Origin of the sequence: Acinetobacter sp. IK40 (assembly GCF_035615075.1) — a bacterium.
GTDB classification, from domain to species: Bacteria; Pseudomonadota; Gammaproteobacteria; order Pseudomonadales; family Moraxellaceae; genus Acinetobacter; species Acinetobacter courvalinii.
The window spans coordinates 58,260-78,255 of sequence record NZ_JANBOE010000007.1; the positions used below are offsets into that span (position 1 = coordinate 58,260).

At 41.6% G+C, this 19,996-nt stretch carries 19 protein-coding genes; 2 read left to right on the forward strand and 17 right to left on the reverse strand.

Going from position 1 to position 19,996, the window contains the following annotated elements; translation table 11 throughout:
• Nucleotides 1-107: 107 nt before the first annotated feature.
• A complete protein-coding gene (locus MSG93_RS13185; RefSeq protein WP_005231041.1) occupies nt 108-1,067 on the reverse strand; it encodes a metal-dependent hydrolase in 960 nt (319 codons plus the stop codon).
• Nucleotides 1,068-1,555: 488 nt separating this feature from the next.
• Here MSG93_RS13185 and MSG93_RS13190 point away from each other — a divergent pair, with 488 nt between their 5' ends.
• Complete coding sequence (locus MSG93_RS13190) at nt 1,556-2,173, forward strand: TetR/AcrR family transcriptional regulator (RefSeq protein WP_004772738.1); 618 nt, start codon at nt 1,556-1,558, stop codon at nt 2,171-2,173.
• Between the two features lie 29 nt (nt 2,174-2,202).
• Here the strand turns inward: MSG93_RS13190 and MSG93_RS13195 are convergent, their stop codons facing one another.
• The 16 genes from MSG93_RS13195 to adeS form a co-directional block, all read right to left on the reverse strand.
• Nucleotides 2,203-3,135, reverse strand: coding sequence for a TauD/TfdA family dioxygenase (locus tag MSG93_RS13195; protein WP_324622134.1), 933 nt, complete (start codon nt 3,133-3,135; stop codon nt 2,203-2,205).
• 175 nt (nt 3,136-3,310) lie between these two features.
• Nucleotides 3,311-4,135, reverse strand: a complete 825-nt coding sequence (locus MSG93_RS13200; protein WP_324622135.1) for an ABC transporter ATP-binding protein — start codon at nt 4,133-4,135, stop codon at nt 3,311-3,313.
• Nucleotides 4,136-4,204: 69 nt separating this feature from the next.
• Nucleotides 4,205-4,420 (reverse strand): TOBE domain-containing protein, encoded by a 216-nt coding sequence (locus MSG93_RS13205; protein WP_004654121.1) that lies wholly within the window; start codon nt 4,418-4,420, stop codon nt 4,205-4,207.
• A gap of 197 nt (nt 4,421-4,617) precedes the next feature.
• Nucleotides 4,618-5,745, reverse strand: a complete 1,128-nt coding sequence (locus MSG93_RS13210) for a sigma-54 interaction domain-containing protein (protein WP_005187522.1) — start codon at nt 5,743-5,745, stop codon at nt 4,618-4,620.
• A gap of 138 nt (nt 5,746-5,883) precedes the next feature.
• Nucleotides 5,884-6,906 (reverse strand): ABC transporter substrate-binding protein, encoded by a 1,023-nt coding sequence (locus MSG93_RS13215; RefSeq protein ID WP_324622136.1) that lies wholly within the window; start codon nt 6,904-6,906, stop codon nt 5,884-5,886.
• Nucleotides 6,907-6,922: 16 nt separating this feature from the next.
• Complete coding sequence (locus MSG93_RS13220) at nt 6,923-7,780, reverse strand: ABC transporter permease (protein ID WP_005187514.1); 858 nt, start codon at nt 7,778-7,780, stop codon at nt 6,923-6,925.
• A gap of 41 nt (nt 7,781-7,821) precedes the next feature.
• Nucleotides 7,822-8,652, reverse strand: a complete 831-nt coding sequence (locus MSG93_RS13225; protein WP_324622137.1) for an ABC transporter ATP-binding protein — start codon at nt 8,650-8,652, stop codon at nt 7,822-7,824.
• On the reverse strand, nt 8,649-9,734 hold the full coding sequence (locus MSG93_RS13230; protein ID WP_324622138.1) for an ABC transporter substrate-binding protein: 1,086 nt from the start codon (nt 9,732-9,734) through the stop codon (nt 8,649-8,651). The genes MSG93_RS13225 and MSG93_RS13230 overlap by 4 nt, the downstream gene beginning before the upstream one ends.
• Nucleotides 9,735-9,746: 12 nt before the next feature.
• Nucleotides 9,747-10,535: an ABC transporter permease gene (locus tag MSG93_RS13235; protein WP_324622139.1), complete on the reverse strand. Its 789-nt coding sequence runs from the start codon at nt 10,533-10,535 to the stop codon at nt 9,747-9,749.
• Between the two features lie 13 nt (nt 10,536-10,548).
• A complete protein-coding gene (locus tag MSG93_RS13240; RefSeq protein WP_302923053.1) occupies nt 10,549-11,388 on the reverse strand; it encodes an ABC transporter permease in 840 nt (279 codons plus the stop codon).
• 1 nt (nt 11,389) lies between these two features.
• On the reverse strand, nt 11,390-12,643 hold the full coding sequence (locus MSG93_RS13245) for an MFS transporter (protein WP_324622140.1): 1,254 nt from the start codon (nt 12,641-12,643) through the stop codon (nt 11,390-11,392).
• Nucleotides 12,644-12,720: 77 nt separating this feature from the next.
• The gene (locus MSG93_RS13250) at nt 12,721-13,788 is read right to left on the reverse strand and encodes an ABC transporter substrate-binding protein (RefSeq protein ID WP_324622141.1); all 1,068 of its coding nucleotides are present in this window, start codon (nt 13,786-13,788) and stop codon (nt 12,721-12,723) included.
• Between the two features lie 24 nt (nt 13,789-13,812).
• Nucleotides 13,813-15,336, reverse strand: a complete 1,524-nt coding sequence (locus MSG93_RS13255) for a DUF3138 domain-containing protein (protein ID WP_324622142.1) — start codon at nt 15,334-15,336, stop codon at nt 13,813-13,815.
• Between the two features lie 431 nt (nt 15,337-15,767).
• Complete coding sequence (locus tag MSG93_RS13260) at nt 15,768-16,817, reverse strand: NADP(H)-dependent aldo-keto reductase (RefSeq protein WP_324622143.1); 1,050 nt, start codon at nt 16,815-16,817, stop codon at nt 15,768-15,770.
• An 89-nt stretch (nt 16,818-16,906) separates the two neighbouring features.
• Complete coding sequence (locus MSG93_RS13265) at nt 16,907-18,262, reverse strand: LLM class flavin-dependent oxidoreductase (protein WP_324622144.1); 1,356 nt, start codon at nt 18,260-18,262, stop codon at nt 16,907-16,909.
• A gap of 236 nt (nt 18,263-18,498) precedes the next feature.
• Nucleotides 18,499-19,569 (reverse strand): two-component sensor histidine kinase AdeS, encoded by a 1,071-nt coding sequence (gene adeS / locus MSG93_RS13270; protein WP_324622145.1) that lies wholly within the window; start codon nt 19,567-19,569, stop codon nt 18,499-18,501.
• A 149-nt stretch (nt 19,570-19,718) separates the two neighbouring features.
• Here adeS and MSG93_RS13275 point away from each other — a divergent pair, with 149 nt between their 5' ends.
• Nucleotides 19,719-19,991, forward strand: coding sequence for a transporter suffix domain-containing protein (locus MSG93_RS13275; protein WP_324622146.1), 273 nt, complete (start codon nt 19,719-19,721; stop codon nt 19,989-19,991).
• Nucleotides 19,992-19,996 lie beyond the last annotated feature (5 nt).

Below are 19,996 nucleotides of genomic sequence, written 5' to 3' on the forward strand. Positions count from 1 at the left end.
GCATGACGGCAATGTAGGCAACAAGAACCAAACTGCTCATCACACGCTGAGCTTTTTTGCCAACTCAGCAGGCAATGACTTACCTGCTGTGCCTGCTTTATTGCGCATTAAGCGGCCTGAACTTTAGGCGTAAACTCTTTTACAAAGAACGGATATAAGGCACCACCCTCTGAAAGAAGTTTCTTTTCGTAATATTCGAAATACGCAGATGCATCGTGATCGTTGGGATGGAAATCAGTACGTAAATAATCGAAGATTCGGCCTTGCGTACTTCCAAAAACACCATCTTTAGGACTAAAAATCAGCTTCACGCCACGACGTGCATCTTTCCAGAATTTTGCTGTCAGCATTTCTTGTGGCCTACGTAACACCGGCACCAATGTAGCTGAAAATGGAATCAGACCGAGAATGGTAAAGTACGCGAGGAAGAAACCTGAAATACGCAATGCATAGTTGCCATTCAAGGTTTGATACACATCGTAGGCGACATCTTTATGCTCAGATTCTTCCAGCATATGCCACATCCACAAAGCACGGGTTTTGGCATCATCGGAGAAATAAAAATTCTGCTCATGCGCCATCATGTATTCTGCTAACACCGCGGTAAAATGCTCGATTCCGGCCATCAGCGAAAGTTTTAGCGGTTGTGGAAATTTCAGGAAGATATATTCAAAGAATTGCTCGCCCAGAAAACGGTACAGTTTTACCGGATAATCAAGCTCAACAATTGCATCATTAAATTCATTATGTAATTTTGAATGAATCGCCTCTTGTCCAATCAACGAGGTAACACGTTGTTTTAAAATTGGATCTTTCAACTGATCACGATGATGGCGTGCTGTTTCAATCACCAGATCTTCGCCATAAGTTAAAAAGACTGACAGGGTGGCGAAAAAAATTGTGGCAAACTGATTATTCATATAGAAGGATAAATCAACTTCCTTCCCTTCAAATCCGATTGCCAAATGACGAATTGGAATCGTTTTTTTACTCGCAAAATCAATTTGCTCAGTGATGGGATTGGATTTAAACAAGCTTAAACCTTTTCTTAATGTGTTGCTAATCATGGCTACACCTATCTGGTTACTTGAGCGTCATTTGCCCTTTTACATTCTTTTCGTCTGGTTCATCTCTTTTCAACATTCCCAACTGCTCGGGAAGTGTGAAAAAATATTCGGGAGATTTTTTTAAACCTGATCCTGGTACAAAACAACTGTAAACCGATCTTATGTTCGGATTCAATTCGGGTATTTTTAATCATTATTTATCGAAAATTCGCACAGCATTATCAAAGATAAATTTGCACTAATAAGATTATTAGTTTTTATAAAATTATTATTTTTAATTTAAATATTAATAACTTAAATAAAATATATAAATTAATTTTTTCTAAAAAATGTATACCCATTTTTTAAAAATAATAATTCATTACAGCCTAACCAATAAATATTAAAAAGTCGTAATTTTATTTGTTCGGATTAGAGGGCTGGCTCTTTCATGCTATTCCAGCTCATGTTAATCTGACGTTATGTTCGGATTTTAATAATAATACTTTATGGCTACACGTAAACCCCGTCAGTCTCGTTCCAAAGTGACTGTCGATACGATTATTGAAGCAGGTTTTATTGCAGTTGCCACTAACGGTACCAGCGGCACCACCACACGACACATTGCCGACATTGCAGGTGTCAGCGTCGGTTCACTGTATGAATATTTCAAGAATAAAGAAGAAATCTATGATGCCATGGCCAAAACCTTTGTCAAAGAGGTTCTGGATATGGTCAAAGAGCTGACGCCTATCATTATCGAGCAAGAGCTGGAACCTTTATTCGAGATGATTTTTTATACTTTCCGGGATCTGCTCACCCGTGATGATGACCGTTATCTGATTTGCCTGCGCTATGCGACAGAGCTCAAATACGAAAAATATATCGGCCAGATCGAGATGGCGTTGATGGAAGTGCTAATGAAATACATGATTCGGCATCCGCGCTATTTAAAAGTGAACAATCTTAGTGTGACAGCGTATATCAGCATTAATAGCAGTATCTTTAATGTGGCACGCCACCTGATCTTGCCGAATCCACAAATCAGCTTTGATGAAATGGTCAAAGGTTTAAGTACCATGATTATTAGCTATATTGAAGCAGAACTGGCAAAAGCAGGAAATTAAAAGCCAGCTTTCGCTGGCTTAGTTTAACTTTAGAATGGTCTTGCACCCGCCAAACTAACACGTTTCAATAAACGACGTTGCTCGGCAGGAAAGGCTGTACGCGAATGTAAGGTCAGTTGGTTATCCCAATAGACAATATCTCCAATTTCCCACTGATGTTCATAACGATATTGTGGTTGCACAATGTGCGCTCTTAAGCGTTCAATCAATGCAGCACCTTTTTTGTCGTCGTAGCCCACAACCTCAACTTCTGTCTGTGCATCCAGATAAATACCACGGCGACCACTCTCAGAATGCGTACGCACCAATGGATGGGGAAATGCAGCGCCTAATACAGGTTGATCAGAGAAGCGATATTTGGGAATCGGGCTTTTATCCTTTAAGCGTAAAAATGGATTATAAGTAATCAGTTGCAGCCCCTCGATTTCATCTTTGGTTTCCTGATCAAGGTCTTCATAGGCCTGTACCGTATTATACCAACTGGTTGCGCCGCCATCTTTTGGCAGTTCAATTGCGTAAAGCAAGGATCCACTAGAAGGCTGTGGCGTCCAGTGATGGTCACTATGCGGGGTGAGTTCGCCATGACCGGTATAATCACCTTCTCCAACCGCATTGGATACGGGCACGATATCAGGTGGTGCATTGGTATCGTTGCGCGTTGCCAATACAGGTACATCTGTTGGCGGACGGAAAATACCGCCAAAATAACTCGCAAAGGCCAGTAGGTCATTGTCTTCTAGATCTTGCGCCTTGAAAACCAGAATTAAATGTTCATGCAATGCTTTTTTCAGCTTAAGAATCACTTCTCCACTTTGTGGCTTGCTGGCATCTAATCCAGTCACAATCGCTCCCAATGCGCCTTCGATTGGTGTGATTTGCACAGTATCTAAACTATGTTTCTTGTATTCATGCCAACGCGGTGCATTTTCGATCGCGGCTGAAAGCTGTGTGAGTACGGTCATTTTGTTTCCTATAGATCATTCATTATATTTTTCAAAGCATCGAGCTTTATTCATGATTCCCCAATCACAAAAATTAGTGATTCAGTTAAATATATGCAAACCGTGAAATATAAGAACCAATATTTTTATATTAATTTATTTATTTTTATGATGATAAAATTCAGCTTACCTGGGATTACCAAGCAAACTGAAACTGATTAAAATCGTTAACAACAGGGATAACTAAATGATCTTCGACTGCATGACTAAAATCAGTCAAAATATCATTTCTAATCGCAGCAAGTCGGACATCTTCACGAACACGTGGGTGTGGCAAATGAACAGGAACAATCCGCTTGATTCGACCTGGATTCGGTTGCATCACCACAACACGATCACCGAGGAAAACAGCCTCTTCCACATCATGCGTCACGATAATCATGGTAATTTTTTCGGTTTGCCAAATCCGTTGCAACTCCTTTTGTAGATTGGCGCGAGTCAGTGCATCCAATGCGCCAAAAGGTTCATCTAGCAACAATATTTTGGGTCGATTAATCAGACTTCGCGCAATCGCAACCCGTTGACTCATACCCCCTGAAAGCTGTGCGGGATAAGCGTCTTTAAACTTAGTCAAACCGACCAATTCAATATGCTCATCAATCAACTGATTTTGTTCAGCGACCGTTAATTTACGATTTAACAATGCAACCCGAATGTTATCTTGTACATTCAACCAAGGAAATAATCGATGATCTTGAAAGACAATGCCTCGCTCTAGACTGGTACCTTGAATCGGTTGTCCATCGACTAGAATCTTACCTTCAAATTGATCATCCAAACCGACCAGTAAACGTAATAAAGTTGATTTTCCACAGCCACTACTGCCAACGATACTGACAAATTCCCCCGATTTAATCTCCAAAGAAATATCATCCAATACAGTTAAGGCATGCTCTTGATAGTGTCCATACGATTTATTGAGATGATTAATTTTTACTGAACCAACATTTAATAATGTCATTTTAGCCCCCTAAAATAGAAATCAAAAATATAATAAGATCAATCTTTACTATATTTTTGATATGACTTTCTATAGTTTTGCCAAAGCAACTTCTGTAGACTTAATTAAAACAATGACTTCACTACCTAATTCTAAATTTAGATTTTTAACTGATCGTGTAGTAATCACTGAAGTAAAAACTCCCGCAGGTGTTTCTACATCTACCTCAGAAACTACACTTCCTTCAATAATTTCTTTAACCACACCACGAAATTGATTACGCACATTAATTTGAGGAATACTCATCTTTCACCACTTTGCATCTGTTTATTAAATTGTGTACCCCCATATTAGGAAAATTACGAATATTTAAAACTATTATTTTTGAATATTTTTCGATTAAAAAATTATATTTATTTTCAATCATTGATTATTATTTTTTTAGCAAAGTGATTTCCGATCAATAAAAAGGTGAACTTATGTCACCTAATTATTTAATATAATTAACCCAATAATTCTTCCAACATAATATTGACTACTTTATCGTTTCCCACTAAGCCATATTTGACCAATCGTGCACGCACAATGTTACGACTAATCCCTAAAAGCTTTGCTGTTTGCACCTGATTGCGATGGCAATATTCATAAGCGATACGAATCGTGGCTTCCTCAATCAAGCGATCAAGATTTTCATTTTTCAAGGCATGGGAGGACTCAAATAAATTCAGAAGCGCATGCTGCAACATTTGTTTAGGCAATAAATCTGTTCGTGGAATGGTTTGCGTACTTTTTTCCAAGTCAGAAATTTGCCGTAAATTCAGGCTACTGGACAAGGAGGCAAAGCAAAAATCTGTAGGTTGAATTTGATGATTCTTACAGACCAATAAAGCATGATGAATGGCATTTTCCAATTCTCGAATATTACCAGGATAGCCATAGGTCAATAATTTCTGAACTGCGCTTGGGCTCAGTGTCGCAATGGGATAACCCAAACGCTTGCAGTATTGGGCAATAAAAAAATTAGCCAACGGCAAAATATCGCCCGGACGTTCGGCCAATGGTGAAACCTTAAGCAGTGCCACATTCAGTCTATAAAATAAATCTTCTCTAAACTTGCCTGCTTGAACTGCCTCATCCAGATGGACATTGGTTGCAGCAATGACACGGACGTTCAGCTTAATTGGCTTGAGTGAACCGACGCGAACAATCTCACGCTCTTGCAAAACCCGTAATAATTTCACCTGCATCGCAGGAGATAAATCACCGACTTCATCCAAGAATAAAGTACCGTGATTGGCCGCTTCAAACCAACCCGCCTTGCTATTGATTGCACCAGTAAATGCACCTTTTTCATGTCCGAAAAGTTCACTTTCCGCCAATGATTCTGTAAACGCACCACAATTTACTGCCACAAAAGGACCTCGACTACGCTGGCTCATCATATGTACCTGACGGGCAACCAGTTCTTTCCCCGTCCCAGTATTGCCAATAATCAGGACGCTGGCCTCACTAGGTGCAATCTGTTCGATACGATCCAGTAAATCTCTTGATTTTTGATCTTCAAAAACCATTGCTGTGGCACGCTCAGTTCGCGTTAAAGTCTGATTTTGTGGATAAGTAATGAATGACATGCATTTACTTCCCTATTGTTCTAAAAGAGAAGTTATCTTGCATGACTATTTGCTTAAATAGAAATCAGTAATTCACCTTTGTTATTTCTATTTATTAAAATAGAAATAAACGCCAGTTAATCAAACCACAAAGATGATTTAATTTTGACTATATTCATTATATTGATTGCTATATATCTTTTTATAATCAATCTGATTTTGTTTTAACTGACCCTCTTCAATTAAATTATCTACCCATATTTTAAAATCATCATTTTTAAATTTTCCAGCAGTGCTTGGAATTCCCCACTGTGTCCAATATTTTAACATGGCATTATTTTCAGGACGTTTACGCTTTGCTAAAATCTGCTCGAAGCGTGCAATCACCTGATCTCTCGGTTGTTGTCTAGACCATTCAATCGCTTTGGCAATGCCTGTGACCACTTTACGTGTGGTATTCGGATGTTCAGCTATATAGCGATTTGCCATGACATAAGTTCCAGTTGTCAGATCGCCAACGAGATCATAATCACGATAAAGACGACGTACACCACCCCGTTCGATTGATGGGCCTGTCAATGGTGCTAAATCCACATGACCATTTCTTAGTGCTTGCTCTGAAGAACCTGGTGGCAAGACCACAAGCGTGACCTGATTGATTTCCTCAGGGCTGAGTCCTGCTTTTTTTAAGTACGTCTTGAGCATATATTCCACTTGTGCGCCCAGAATATTGGTGCCGACCTTTTTACCAATTAAGTCTCTGGCTGACTGAATAGGACTATTTTCAAGGACATAATAGCCAGCAAAAGGATCATCGAAAGTACCATAGGCAGCAATCACAACAGTGCCGGGTACGCCACTGGCGACCATTTTCACGGCGGAACCTGCAAAACTTGGACTACTAATATCACTATCACCGGACAAAGCAGATTGAATGCCCTGCGGCCCGCCTGTAGAAACACCCTGATAGCTCAATTTAATTGGCGCAAGATAACCCAAATCTTCGGCCAGTTCTAAGGGAGTAACGATGCCTGGCGAACCGAGGTATTTAAATTCTAAAGATTCCAGTCCATCCACTGTGTCCAGTCTCGATTCTTGTTTCACACATCCCAACAAGATCAGCGACATTGTCACCATACAACTCAGATCAAATAAATGCTTTCCCCAGCCTTGCTTAAACATGTCAATCTACTCCTGACTAGCGTTCGATTTTCCAAGCGGTCAAACGCTTTTCGATCGCAAGCAGACTGTAGTTAAACAGCAAGCCAATGGTGGTAATACTAATAATGCCAAAGAACATTTCGGGAATCTGAAAGTTATATTGTGCATAGTTAATCAAATAACCCAGACCTGCTTTTGCTCCAACCATTTCAGCAGCAATTAGCATCAATACTGAAAAAGACCCTGCCAAACGCACCCCCACAAAAATCGTTGGAATCGCTGCGGGTAAAATCACTTTACGAAAGAGTTGAATTGAGCTCAGTCCCATGGTTCGTGCAGACTTGATCAACAATGGATCGACATTACGAACACCACTAATCGTGTTCAGCAAAATTGGCCATGTGCAGGCATAGGTCACCAATGCAATTTTCGAACTTTCACCAATCCCAAGAAAAAGAATAAACACAGGCAATAAAGCTAAGGCAGCCGTGTTGCGGAACACTTCTAATAAAGGACTCAAAAACTCGGAAAAGCGTGTGTACCAACCAATCGCCAAACCTAAAGGAATCGCGACAATGATCGCAAAAATAAAACCACTGAGAGAACGGATCAAACTGGCCTGCAAATGCGTCAATAGTTGTCCATTTTGAATCAAGCCCCAACCACTGAGCAACACGGTAGAAAATGCTGGCAAGAAAGCGGAATCGACCAAACCAATCCGCGGTACGATTTCCCAGATGGCTAAAAAGAGTAAAATCGCGGCTGATCGTTTAAAACTTGTAGATAGCCAGCTTAGGTTGAGATCAGACCTAAAGGAACTCATCTTTGGCGGAGAAGAAATTGAACTGGACTGGATTGTTTTTGGAAACGTTAATGTCTCTTTTGTACTCGACATAATCACCTCTACTTCTTGTTAATCTTTAAAATACATTGTGCTTAAGCAACCAACTGCTTCTGTTTTTCCTGCTCTTGGGCTTTTAATACTTCTTCACGTAACAAGCTCCAGATCTGATGACGCAGTTGGCTGAATTCTGGGCTGGAACGTACATCCTCCTGATCGCTTCGTAGCTCAGCAGGAACTTCAATCACCTGTTTGATTCGCCCTGGACGTGAGGTCATGATGGCAATGCGCTGCCCCAAATAAATGGCTTCATCAATACTATGGGTGATAAAAATGATGGTTTTCTGGGTCTGTTGCCAGATTTTGACCAATTCCGCCTGTAAGGTTTCACGGGTCTGTGCATCGAGTGCAGCAAAAGGTTCATCCATCAATAGGATGTCTGGGTCATAGGCCAGACTCCGTGCAATTGCGACTCGCTGTTTCATGCCACCTGAAAGTTCATTGGGATAATGATGTTCAAACTCCGCAAGCCCCACTAAATTTAAGAAGTACTTTGCCGTTTGATACCGCTGTTGTTTCTCAACACCTTTTGCATCCAAGCCAAACTCTATGTTTTCTAGGGCCGTTAACCACGGAAATAAAGCATATTGCTGAAAGACGATACCGCGATCCAACCCCGGTTTTTTAATCGCATGCCCATCAATAGTGATTTGGCCTGAGCTTGGTATGGTTAAACCAGCCAGAAGATCCAGCAAGGTTGATTTGCCGCATCCACTCGGACCAACAATGGCGACAAACTCACCCGCCTTGACGTCTAAAGACAGATTTTCAACCGCTACAAAATCTTCTGCTTGGACTTTTGCTCCTTTGACTTTTTTGGCAGCAAAAGACTTATAAACATTTTCAATTTTTAATTTTGTACTCATTGGCTATGCTCCTTACTGCGCTGATCGTCAGCTAGATTTTTATTTTCACTTGCGTAGGGATTAAATTGGTTGGTGAATAAAGTATCTGCCTTGACCTGATTGGGTTTGAAGTCACCACGTTTTTCAAAGAGGTCAATCCAGCGTTGATATTGTGCTGCGTTTAACAACCCACCTTGGCTTACCACACCATAGCTGCGCCAGTACTGCATCAATACATCGCTTTCATTGCGTTTTCTTTTTTCAATAATGCTTTTAAAGCGGGCCAAGACTTGTTCTCGTGGCGTTTGTTTAGTCCACTCCACAGCTTTGGCAACACCTGTGACAAATTGCTTGACCACTTCTGGATGCTGCTGAATAAATTTCTCGGTAAAGACATAGCTGCCTGCGGTAAAACTGCCATACAGATCCGTATCTGAGACCAGTTTTCTTAGACCACCGCGTTCTAAGGCCTTGTCTTGGAAAATAGAAACCAGTGCGGCAGCATCTACCTGCCCAGCACGTAAAGCTTGTTCGGTATTGGTAGGCGGCAATACCACGAATTCAACCTGATTGATTTCATCATTACTTAAACCTTGGCGAGCTAAATAGTCTTTTAAGACAAATTCGTAATGTGCACCCAAAGTGTTTACTGCCACTTTTTTGCCAATCAAATCACGCGCTGAATGAATCTGACTATTATTCGGGACGTAATAGCCGACCCAGCTTTTATCGTCACTGCCATAAGAGGCAATCACTGCTTTGATCTTAATCCCTGCCGCAGCAAGCTTAATGATTGCACCGTCAAAAGCAGTTGCCACATCTACATCGCCCGTAGTTAATGCTTGTAAGTCCTGCGGCCCACCTTGCACACTCCCCACATATTTCAACTTTAAATCACCTAAATAACCCAAGTCTTCAGCCAGTTCTGGTAATGACACCACACTGGTCAAGGATTGATAGCGGAGTTCATGGACCTGATTGGCTGGAGTGTCAGCTTGTTTACTACATGCAATAAGACTGAGCGCCATTAAACTTAATACACTGAGCTGCCCAAGCGCTTTAAAACGACGTTTGAAAAACTGCCGAAAATTCTGTTGTTTCATTTTATTATTCTCCTAACGTCGCCAAACCAAAATACGACGCTCAGCTAAATTAGCTAAGCTATTCCACGCCACACCGATAAAACCAATCACGATTAAACCAAATACAATCAGACCAACATCTAAAGCAGCCCGTCCACGAATCACAATATTGCCCAGTCCAACACCATAGTTAGCCAACAGGAACTCTGCCCCGATGGTCGCCACCCAAGCGAAAATCAAACCCAGTTGTAAACCCAGAAAGATTTGACTGGCTGCCGCAGGTAAAATCAGTCTGCTCAAGGTCTGCCAAGCATTGAATTGATAGACTTTGGCAACTTCGTATTGATGCAATGGAATTTGTCTTACCCCATCGATGGTATGTAAGGCCACGGGATAAAAGACGGAAAGCACGATAAATAAGATTTTTGCACTATTGCCATAATCCAAAAAGGTGGTGATTAACGGTAACCAAGCAAACAAAGAAATTTGCCGCAACACATTAAAACTAGGTAAAAATAAATAATTGGCCCAGCGTGAGACGCCCACGACAATGCCAAAAGTAATGGCTAGAATGCTGCCCAAGACAAAACCCGTCAGATCACGGAACAAGCTTGCACCGAGACCTGTCCAAAACTCTTGCTGCTGAAATTGTTGAATTGCAATCTGCACCACCTCAAATGGTGCTGGAATGAGTTTAGGATTGACCCAATTCAACTTCGATGCGATCGCCCAAAACATAATGAAAGCAATCGGGAGCACCAAGCCGTAAACGTTTAAATAACTTAAATTAAATCTTGGTTTTGATGTAGACCTAATAGACATATTCAATCCCCCTTTAAAATGCACTGCGTTGCCAATGGCTAAACCAGCGTTCAACCCAGCCCAAGATATGATCTAAAACAAAACCAACAATCCCGATCACAATGACAGCCATAAAAATAATGTCGGGTTGGATCAGTTGCCGTCCCCATACGATGAGGTAACCAATCCCTTCACTACTGGCTAACAGTTCGACAAAAACCAGTGACAGCCACGCTTGCATAATCCCTTGGCGTAAACCACTAACAATATTTGGCAAAGCAGAAGGCAAAATGACACGGCGAAATCGCTGCCACGCACTAAAGCGATACACCTGCGAGACTTCTAATAAATGCGGAGGCACATTCAAAACACTGCGATAGGTCGCAACGAGCACAGGAACAAATACCGCCAGTGAAATCGCTGCAATTTTTAGGCTTTCATCGATGCCCAAAAAAATCATTAGTAATGGAATCCAGCCAATCACTGGAAATTGCGCAATCAGATTAAAAGTTGGATAAATAAACTTGTGTGCGATACGTGATAATCCAATCAGGAAACCCAAGAACAACCCGACGCTGCCCCCGACCAAGACACTCCAAGCAACCCGTTTTAAGCTGATCCATAAATTATCCTGTAACTCATGCGTATCTATGAGCTCCAAGGTGGTTTGCCAAACCAAGGCAGGACTTGGCAAAATTTGTTCAGGTAACCATTGCTTCTGAAAAGCATAATGCCAAACCGCCAATGCAATCGCAGGTAAAACCAAAGCCAATACAATACGAACTGCCCATATGCCGATTTGCTTGAAATAAGGGGCTAAATTGATTCGCTGCCATGTGTGTTCATTTTCTAATTGAGTTTCGATACTACTCATTTTATTGACCCTCTATTTCTGAATACATTTCAATCTCTACAGGCTGTGCTGTAAAAACTTGCGTAAGTTGCTGAGAAAAACCGATCAGCCCGCCAAATAAAACTGCTGAAATAAGGAACATCGACTGTAAACCCCAGTAGTGACCTAACCAGCCTCCTACAATACTTCCCAATAACGCCCCTGCAGGTCCTGCCATCGCGGTTAATCCAGACACCTTTGCCATTCCCAAGCGCTCACCCACATTGGCAAACATGGTAAAATTGACGATATGCAGCATCGCGAGACCCAAGCCCAGAATCACAGCACCCACCCAAAGCAGCACGGAAATTTTAGGTATGCCCAGCATCACAGATGCCACCGCAACAAAAGCAAAACCCGTTTGATAAAAGCGCTTTATTCCCCATCGTGTCAGCAAAGCTCCCGTCGTAAATAAGGCTATGACAAACACAGCTCCCTGTAGCGTCACCAAACTGGCAGCAATCGTTTCACTCAAACCAAAATCCTTGATTGCAATAACAATAATAAAAAAGCCGTAGTACGCCATCACCGCATTACTCGCCATTTCAATCAAACTGGTGCGGCGTAAAGCCTGATCTTGCTTTAATAAAACCAATTGCTTGGCAATTACAGCAAGGCTAAATGCCCCGTCCCGCTCTGCCTGATTAATTTCAGTTGGGCCTGCGCCAAAGGCCAAGGGTGCAAACAATATCGGTAAAACAAAAAGTCCAGCAATCCACCAAAACGCACCTGAGAATCCCACCGCACTTACCAAGCTCACTGCCAATAAAGGGCCAACCAGAAAGAACCCCATCATATGTGTGCCTCTAAACCATCCCGCCCGAGCCGCACCTATGCTTTTTAAATGCTGCATATAGACTGTATTGAGTGAAACAAACCGCATCGGCATGCATAACCCAACCAAGAAAGTAGCTAAAATCAGAGACCAAACCGCTGGATAAAATGGCACCGTGACATACACCACCGCTGCGAGAAAACTTCCTAATACAAACATTGTCTTAGGTCCATAGCGTTGTACTAACAAGCCAATTGGCAATCCGATCAACAAAATACCTAAACTCTGTACTGCGGCAATCAGTCCCATTTCAAATTCATTTGCGGCTAACTGCACTGCATATAAAGAAGTGACGATTTTCGCAATCCCAATGCCCAAGCCTGCACACAATGCCAAGCCAATAAAGCCCAATACAAAGTGCCCTTGACCCAATTCAACCTGAGCAACCGATTCCTGACGCATAGGTCATTCCTAAAATGATGAACAAATAAACTAGCTAGCCAAAGGCATACATGCCCTTGGCCTAACCCAAATCACAATTACTTTTTACGGTTGCCATTTACATCAAATTTTGGCCAGAAGTTTTCTAGTTTGAGTTCTTGAATCGCGGTATTCAGATATTTCGGTTCAATCCAAGAATCCACATCCACTGGACGGCGAATCAGTCTGTAATCAATTGATTGCTGAACCGATTTCTTTAAAGAATTCACCGCATAATCATCAAAATATGGTGAGTTACGGTCTTTCAGCGAGTAATCATCCCAGTCTTTTTTATAGTCTAGGTAAGGCACACCACTTTGAGCCCAGAGCTTATATTGGGTATCACGATTCTTTTCATCGGAGCTCCACACGTTATCTTTAATAAACGTGGTCACAACGCGTTGCACAATTTGTGGGTATTTCTTCTCAAAATCTTCGCTGACCCATGCCACCAATGGGCCATTCAGATTTGGATCTTTACGTACTTCTAAAATACGCTTTGCCACACCACGTGCTTCTAATGTCCATGGACTGGTAATCAAACCATCAATATCACCTGTAGACAGTGAGGTTTGAGCTGAATAAAAGTCCTGACTAATCACACGGAAATCTTTTTCAGTAAAACCATATTTCCGTAATAAGCGACCGAGGATTAACTGTTGGTTAGTCCCTTTAAACACAGAAATGGTTTTGCCTTTTAAATCCGCCAGGCTTTTCGCACCTGAATCTGATGGCACTGCAAAATACACAGGTCCAAAACGCCCAGTCACAAATAAAAGTTTGGATTTCAAACCCGTTGAACGTCCAACAATCGAAGGTAGATCACCATGCCCGATACCAAAATCAACCTTTTTATTGGCTAAAGCTTCATTTAGCGCGGGTCCCGCACCCGGGAAAAATGACCATTTCACCTTGATGCCATCTTTGGCAAATTCTTTTTCCAAAATGCCGCGTAGATTGGCACTGGCATAAGCACTCCCCCCAACTTTGGGTTTTCCGCCTACGCCTGCACCGGGAACCCCCAGTCGAATTTCGGTGGGGTTGGTTTCAGCAAAAACTGTGAAACTGGTAGCAACCAGCAAACCTGCCGCTACCCCGATAAATAAATGTTTGGTCAAAAATTTCATTGTGTCATTACTCATATTGGAAAATTAAAAGGTGTATTGGAATTGCGCTTGTACTTCCGAAAAGTCTTTTTGCGCAGCTGTCTCGTGGTCATAGCTCCAGCGATTCAGCCCTAATTGGAATTTGGTGGTTTGGGCGAAGAAGAAATTTAGACCTAAGGTATGAATATCGACTTTGCCTAGACCATGACCTGCAATGCCAACGACATCTCCACCTTTGTTCGGGTTGTAACTGTCATAGCGATAGAAGCTCTGAATGGATTTCGGCCAGAAGTCATCAAACTTCGCGACGGATTTCACACTGTTATAAAATTGATCGCCAAAGGTATAAAATAGCGTTGCGGTATGCCCTTCAGACTTTACTTCTGAGGTTGAACCTGTCGCAGTTGCATAATCACTGAGTCCTTTGACATATTCATAAGTCACGCCAAACGGTGCATGGTTATAGTAGATATCGAAGCCCAGACGATCATTGCGACCGTTACCATCGAGAACATTGCTGCCTGCGATGACGTTTTTACTGCCTTTGAGATACGAAGCACCAAATTTCAACTCACGGAACCAGCTGGCATAATCAACAGGTAAAGTGAAAGCCACCCGTCCGATATAATCTTTCTTGTCATTGTCATCGACTTTATTGGTGCCATTGCCATTGACCACACCCAAAGCATACTCAAATAACGGTGCTCGATAGTTTGATGAATAATCAACAAAGGGTTTTACATCACCACGAACTATCAGACCGGTCTGGCGATTGAATAGGCCCAATTGCGCCAGTCCTGTTGCAACATTAATGGTTGGTCGTAAATCCTCTGGAGATTGTGGGTCTAAGCCAAAGGGAATCAATTGTTGCCCCAGCGTCACGTTTAAACGTGGGACTTCAGGGCCACCATTGGTTGAAGTAAAGTTATAGCGCAAAAAAGCATCAGCCAAGTTCAAATCACTGGCACTGCCTGCTGTACCCGTACGCTTGCCGTAGCTAAAAGACAATTGGTAATCTAAGTTTTTACCTTCCTTATAATCTCGATATAAATTTCCTCGTACGCCAAATAAAGCCGTAGGGATATCAAACGTATTACGACGTGGTGTAACAGGTGCAGGATTCCCAGCAGAGGTATCTTGACTTTGTGTTTGTGCGCGAACTTGTACCGTGCCATACAAGGTTGTATCTCGGGTTGATTTCACCGAAGTACGCTCATATTGGCGTGATTGATCATATTTATAGTTTTCTAAATCACTTCGGAAACCCGCCAGCTCACTTTGAGTAGCAAAACTATGCTCCGTACTTTCTTCCTGAGACTCTGCCGATGCATCGTCTTGGGCTGCAAGTTGCGTTGTCTCACTCAGCTCCGTTGACGCTTGCTTCTTTTGCTTTAATGCATTGACCTGCTGCTGTAGAGCAGTCAATTGCGCCTGTAATTGCGCTAACGTGGTATCAATATCTTCTGCTGCTTGAGCTGTGCCGCTTCCCAACAGTGTTGCAATGCTCAAAGCAATCGATAAAGAGAGATAATGTTTTTTCACCAATAAAACCCCTAAAACTAAAACCATAAAATTTGAGTAAAAAAATCCTGTGTGTGACTGAATAAGCAATCACACCGAAAAAGATTCGAACTAAATGAATTAAAAAATGAGAGAGAAATTAACTTTCCATACAACAACACAACATCTTCATCCTGTGCTCCTCAGCCTGCATAAAATCAATCTTTGATTTATATACTTTGATCTTTGCAAGCAGCATGCCAACTATTAAACAATTGTTTTATATTAATATTTATAAAAACACACCTGCTTCTCTCTGTTGAAGCACTGTTGATTTTCCAACACCCTGCTTATACCAAAACAGCACATTTCAAGTTTTCTATTTCTTATTTTTTGATATACAGACTCAGTGGCTTTGTTCTGAAAATAAAAAAGACAGTTGGATTGACTCAACTGTCTTGAACAAAACGAAAATTAAATTGTAGGAGATGATCTATGCCTTAAGGTGCAGGATTAGGATGGGTTTGATGGATTTGCTCAATTCCCTGAATGACCTCATCAGCTAACTGTAGGTCAATACTCTCAATATTGGTTTTGAGCTGATTGAGATTGGTCGCCCCAATAATATTACTGGTGACAAAACGGCGACTGTTCACATAAGCCAAAGCCAATTGGGCAGGATCTAAATCATATTGTTTAGCCAAGGCCACATAACGACGAATTGCATCTTCAGAGGCTTGACCTTTATACCGCGCAAAGCGTTCCCATAAGGTTAAACGTGCGCCGGCTGGTTGTGCACCATCTAAGTATTTACCAGTCAAAGCACCAAAAGCCAAAGGTGAATAAGCCAATAATCCCACCTGCTCACGGATCGCAATTTCAGCATTGCCAATTTCAAAACTACGGTTCAATAAGTTATATGGATTTTGGATAGAAACGACCCGCGCTAAGCCCAATGATTCGGAATACTTTAAAAACTGACTCACGCCCCATGGTGTTTCATTGGATAAACCAATATGTCGGATCTTTCCTGCTTGGATCAGATCAGACAAAACGGTCAAGGTTTCTAAAATTGGCACCGTGTCTTCATTTTCGACATGGGTATAGCCCAATTCACCAAAATGATTGGTACTGCGATCAGGCCAATGAAGCTGATATAGATCAACATAGTCCGTCTGTAAACGTTTCAGACTATCATGTAACGCAGTTTCAATATTGGCTCGGTCTAACTTGGTTTGACCTGAACGAAAATGCGAGGCTTGGGTTAATTTCCCTGAACGACCTACCACTTTGGTTGCAATCAATATTTGGTCTCGTTTCTGTGACTGCTTTAACCATGTGCCAATATATTGTTCAGTTAAGCCTTGGGTCTCTGGTTTCGGTGGTACGGGGTACATTTCAGCCGTATCAATCAGATTTACGCCATGCTCCACTGCATAATCCAACTGCACATGCGCTTCGGATTCAGAATTCTGCTCACCCCAAGTCATGGTACCTAGGGCGATAACACTAACATCAATATCAGTTTGACCTAATTTTCTATATTGCATTTTTCACTCAATTCAATTGTGATGACACAAGAGTGACGCTTAAAAGTCACCCTTGTTACTTTGATTCATGATTTAGTTTTAACATGATTTTAACTGGCTTTGTTTTTTTCAGCCTGTCGAGCAAGGACATATTGATTTTCTGGACGTGCCAAACCTAGGTTTTCACGTAAGGTCGTTCCTTCATATTCGGTACGGAACAGGCCACGACGTTGTAGTTCTGGCACAATCAATTCAACAAAATCGTTTAACCCAGCAGGTGTACTTGGCGGCAAAATATTAAAACCATCCGCGGCTTCATTTTCAAACCATTGTTGTAATTGATCGACAATCTGCTCAGGTGTACCGATCAATTGCCAATGTCCACGTGCACCCGCTACCCATTCATACAACTGGCGGATACTGAAATTATTTTTCTTGGCAATATCTGCAATTAGAGCAGGACGACTCACCATGCCTTGGCCTTCACCCAATTCTGGGAATGGACCATCCAAATCATAGTCTGAAAAATCAAAGCCGCCACTTAATCCACTCAACAACGCAAGCCCCGCTTCTGGGTGAATCAAATCCGTAAGCTGTTGGTATTTGGCACGCGCTTCTTCTTCAGTACGACCCACAAAGGCAGAAACGCCCGGTAAAATTAAAAGCTCATCGGCTGAACGCCCATATTTGGCCAGACGACTTTTTACATCACGATAAAATTCTTGTGCATCTTCCAGCTTTTGATTGGCGGTAAAAATGACTTCGGCATAACGCGCTGCTAGATCACGTCCTGGCCCCGACTGTCCCGCTTGTACAATCACAGGATAACCTTGTGGTGTACGCGGCACATTCAAGGCACCTTTTACCGCATAGTATTTACCTTTGTGATTCGGATTATGAACTTTCTCTGGATCATAAAACACACCTGATGCCTTATCATGAATAAAAGCATCATCTTCCCAGCTGTCCCACAGTTTTTTAATCAGATCGACATATTCCTGCGCGCGCTCATAACGCTCTGCATGTGGGATCTGTTGCTCATAACCAAAATTGGCCGCAGCGGCTTCCGAAGCAGAAGTCACCACATTCCACCCTGCTCGACCATGGCTGAGATGGTCCAAAGAAGCAAACTTACGCGCCAATAAATACGGTTCTTCATAGGTAGTCGATGCCGTTGCAATAAATCCAATATGTTTGGTCACCGTTGATAACGCCGCGAATAGCGTGACAGGTTCAAAGCCTGCTACTTTATCACTAAAGCCTGTTTTCTCGGCTTGCCCGAAATTAACTGCGAGGCCATCTGCCAAAAAATAAGCATCAAATAAGCCTTTTTCAGCAAGTTGTACCTGCTCTTTAATAAAATCAAAATCCACTGCTTTGGTCGGTTGCGATTCAGGATGTCGCCATGCAGCGACATGTTGTCCAGTAGCTGGAATAAATGCACCTAATCGAATTTTTCTACTCATGTTCTGCTCCAAATTTGTTGTTAAACACAATTTATCTTTCACTGTGGTTAATACAAATTGAATGCCATATTTTTTATTTATAAATATCAATCAATTAAAAATTATTAATTTTATCAATGTTTCAGCAACAGCACGATTCTGTTGAGGGGGTGGTGCTAAATCAACACCTCTTCTTTTATTCATAGCAGATCTTTATGAGCATAGTCGAACACTAACAATCGGCTAAATCACTTAGATTAAACGTGAACAGGCAGATAAATCGTAAACACACTATTGTGATTCGGGTTGCTATATTCGATTGCACCTTTATGCGCAATGACAATCGCATGTACAACCGCCAAACCTAAGCCAGTCCCACCAAACTCTTTATTTCTAGACTGTTCCAATCTAAAGAAAGGATTGAATAAATCCTGTTGATATTCTTCAACAATACCTGGGCCTTCATCCTCGATTTGTAAGATCCATTCATCCGAGACTTGCTTTGAGGAAATTTTTAATGTGCCTGCATTGGCATAGCGAATTGCATTTTCAATCAAGGCAATCAGAACCTGCTCGATACGCCGACGATCACAATTTATAAATGTGGCGCTGACCTCCAATACAGGAATAAGTTGCGCTTTTGCCAAGCGATCTTCGAACAGTTTTAAAACTTTCTCCGCATGCAATTTAAAATCAATCTTTTCATAATTTAATCTCAGCTGCTGATTTTCCACCAAACTGAGTGTCCGCAGGTCTTCAACCAAATGTGATAAGCCTTCTACCTGATTGAGTAGGCTTTTAAATAATGCTTCGTCAGGTTGGAATACCCCATCTAAAACGCCTTGTAAACGCCCCTGCAAAATCGTGATTGGTGTTCTCAATTCATGTGCAATTGCGGCATTCCAGACCTGTGCATTTTCAACCGAGCTTTCTAGTTGCTGCGCCATATGATTAAAATTCTGCATCAACTCAGCTATTTCAGTGGAATGAATTTGACGGTCATCTGCCCGTGCGGAAAGATCACCTTGACTAATTTTTTTTGCTGCATCCGCCAAGAAATTAATCGGCTTAATAAAACGCTGGGCCAAATGCATCCCAATAATAATGGAAATGACACCCCCACAAAAAATCACTGTAGATAGCCAAATCCAGTCGACAAAATGAAATTCGGTCCAATCTTCCTGCAAGGAACTTAAAGTGATCCAACCCACATCAATCGCATAGTTATAAATAAAATAGCCAAGCAAAATAGAAAACAACGTCACACTTAAGTTGACAATACTTAAGGCAATAAATAGCTGCTTGCTAATCCCCGATTTATTTCTCATGCCGACTTTCCCGGTTCACCCGCTTTGTTGCTGTGTCATGATACGCTGATTTTTTTAGTGATTTACACACTTTTTCCACACTTTAAAGATCATTCCTCCTCAAACCTTTCCAAAAATAGCAGAGTCAAAATTTTATTGATGTGACCCAAATGCTTAAATCAAAACTCAATCTACGAAAGAAAATAGGCTTCTTTCTTTTGGCAATTGTAGGAGTTTACTGGATTGCCTTTCCGATTGTCCCTTTTCTGGATATTCCGCACAAAGCACTGGTCATGACCACAATGGCAATTGGTGGTGAAATCCTGTTATTGATCGTTATTGCACTATTAGGCAAAGAATATTGGGACAGAATCAAGACTGGATTTAAACGACTGTTTTCATCGTTTAAATCGCATAAGAAGAAATCTGATGATTTGAATTAAAAAAA

Bases quoted from the DNA above. Each gene is read 5' to 3' on its own strand.
- MSG93_RS13260 (WP_324622143.1), bottom strand. From the start codon at position 16,817: ATGCAATATAGAAAATTAGGTCAAACTGATATTGATGTTAGTGTTATC.
- MSG93_RS13185 (WP_005231041.1), bottom strand. From the start codon at position 1,067: ATGATTAGCAACACATTAAGAAAAGGTTTAAGCTTGTTTAAATCCAAT.
- MSG93_RS13265 (WP_324622144.1), bottom strand. From the start codon at position 18,262: ATGAGTAGAAAAATTCGATTAGGTGCATTTATTCCAGCTACTGGACAA.
- MSG93_RS13215 (WP_324622136.1), bottom strand. From the start codon at position 6,906: ATGTTTAAGCAAGGCTGGGGAAAGCATTTATTTGATCTGAGTTGTATG.
- MSG93_RS13245 (WP_324622140.1), bottom strand. From the start codon at position 12,643: ATGCGTCAGGAATCGGTTGCTCAGGTTGAATTGGGTCAAGGGCACTTT.
- MSG93_RS13255 (WP_324622142.1), bottom strand. From the start codon at position 15,336: ATGGTTTTAGTTTTAGGGGTTTTATTGGTGAAAAAACATTATCTCTCT.
- MSG93_RS13275 (WP_324622146.1), top strand. From the start codon at position 19,719: ATGCTTAAATCAAAACTCAATCTACGAAAGAAAATAGGCTTCTTTCTT.
- MSG93_RS13195 (WP_324622134.1), bottom strand. From the start codon at position 3,135: ATGACCGTACTCACACAGCTTTCAGCCGCGATCGAAAATGCACCGCGT.
- MSG93_RS13250 (WP_324622141.1), bottom strand. From the start codon at position 13,788: ATGAAATTTTTGACCAAACATTTATTTATCGGGGTAGCGGCAGGTTTG.
- MSG93_RS13190 (WP_004772738.1), top strand. From the start codon at position 1,556: ATGGCTACACGTAAACCCCGTCAGTCTCGTTCCAAAGTGACTGTCGAT.
- MSG93_RS13205 (WP_004654121.1), bottom strand. From the start codon at position 4,420: ATGAGTATTCCTCAAATTAATGTGCGTAATCAATTTCGTGGTGTGGTT.
- adeS (WP_324622145.1), bottom strand. From the start codon at position 19,569: ATGAGAAATAAATCGGGGATTAGCAAGCAGCTATTTATTGCCTTAAGT.
- MSG93_RS13225 (WP_324622137.1), bottom strand. From the start codon at position 8,652: ATGAGTACAAAATTAAAAATTGAAAATGTTTATAAGTCTTTTGCTGCC.
- MSG93_RS13230 (WP_324622138.1), bottom strand. From the start codon at position 9,734: ATGAAACAACAGAATTTTCGGCAGTTTTTCAAACGTCGTTTTAAAGCG.
- MSG93_RS13235 (WP_324622139.1), bottom strand. From the start codon at position 10,535: ATGTCTATTAGGTCTACATCAAAACCAAGATTTAATTTAAGTTATTTA.
- MSG93_RS13220 (WP_005187514.1), bottom strand. From the start codon at position 7,780: ATGTCGAGTACAAAAGAGACATTAACGTTTCCAAAAACAATCCAGTCC.
- MSG93_RS13200 (WP_324622135.1), bottom strand. From the start codon at position 4,135: ATGACATTATTAAATGTTGGTTCAGTAAAAATTAATCATCTCAATAAA.
- MSG93_RS13210 (WP_005187522.1), bottom strand. From the start codon at position 5,745: ATGTCATTCATTACTTATCCACAAAATCAGACTTTAACGCGAACTGAG.
- MSG93_RS13240 (WP_302923053.1), bottom strand. From the start codon at position 11,388: ATGAGTAGTATCGAAACTCAATTAGAAAATGAACACACATGGCAGCGA.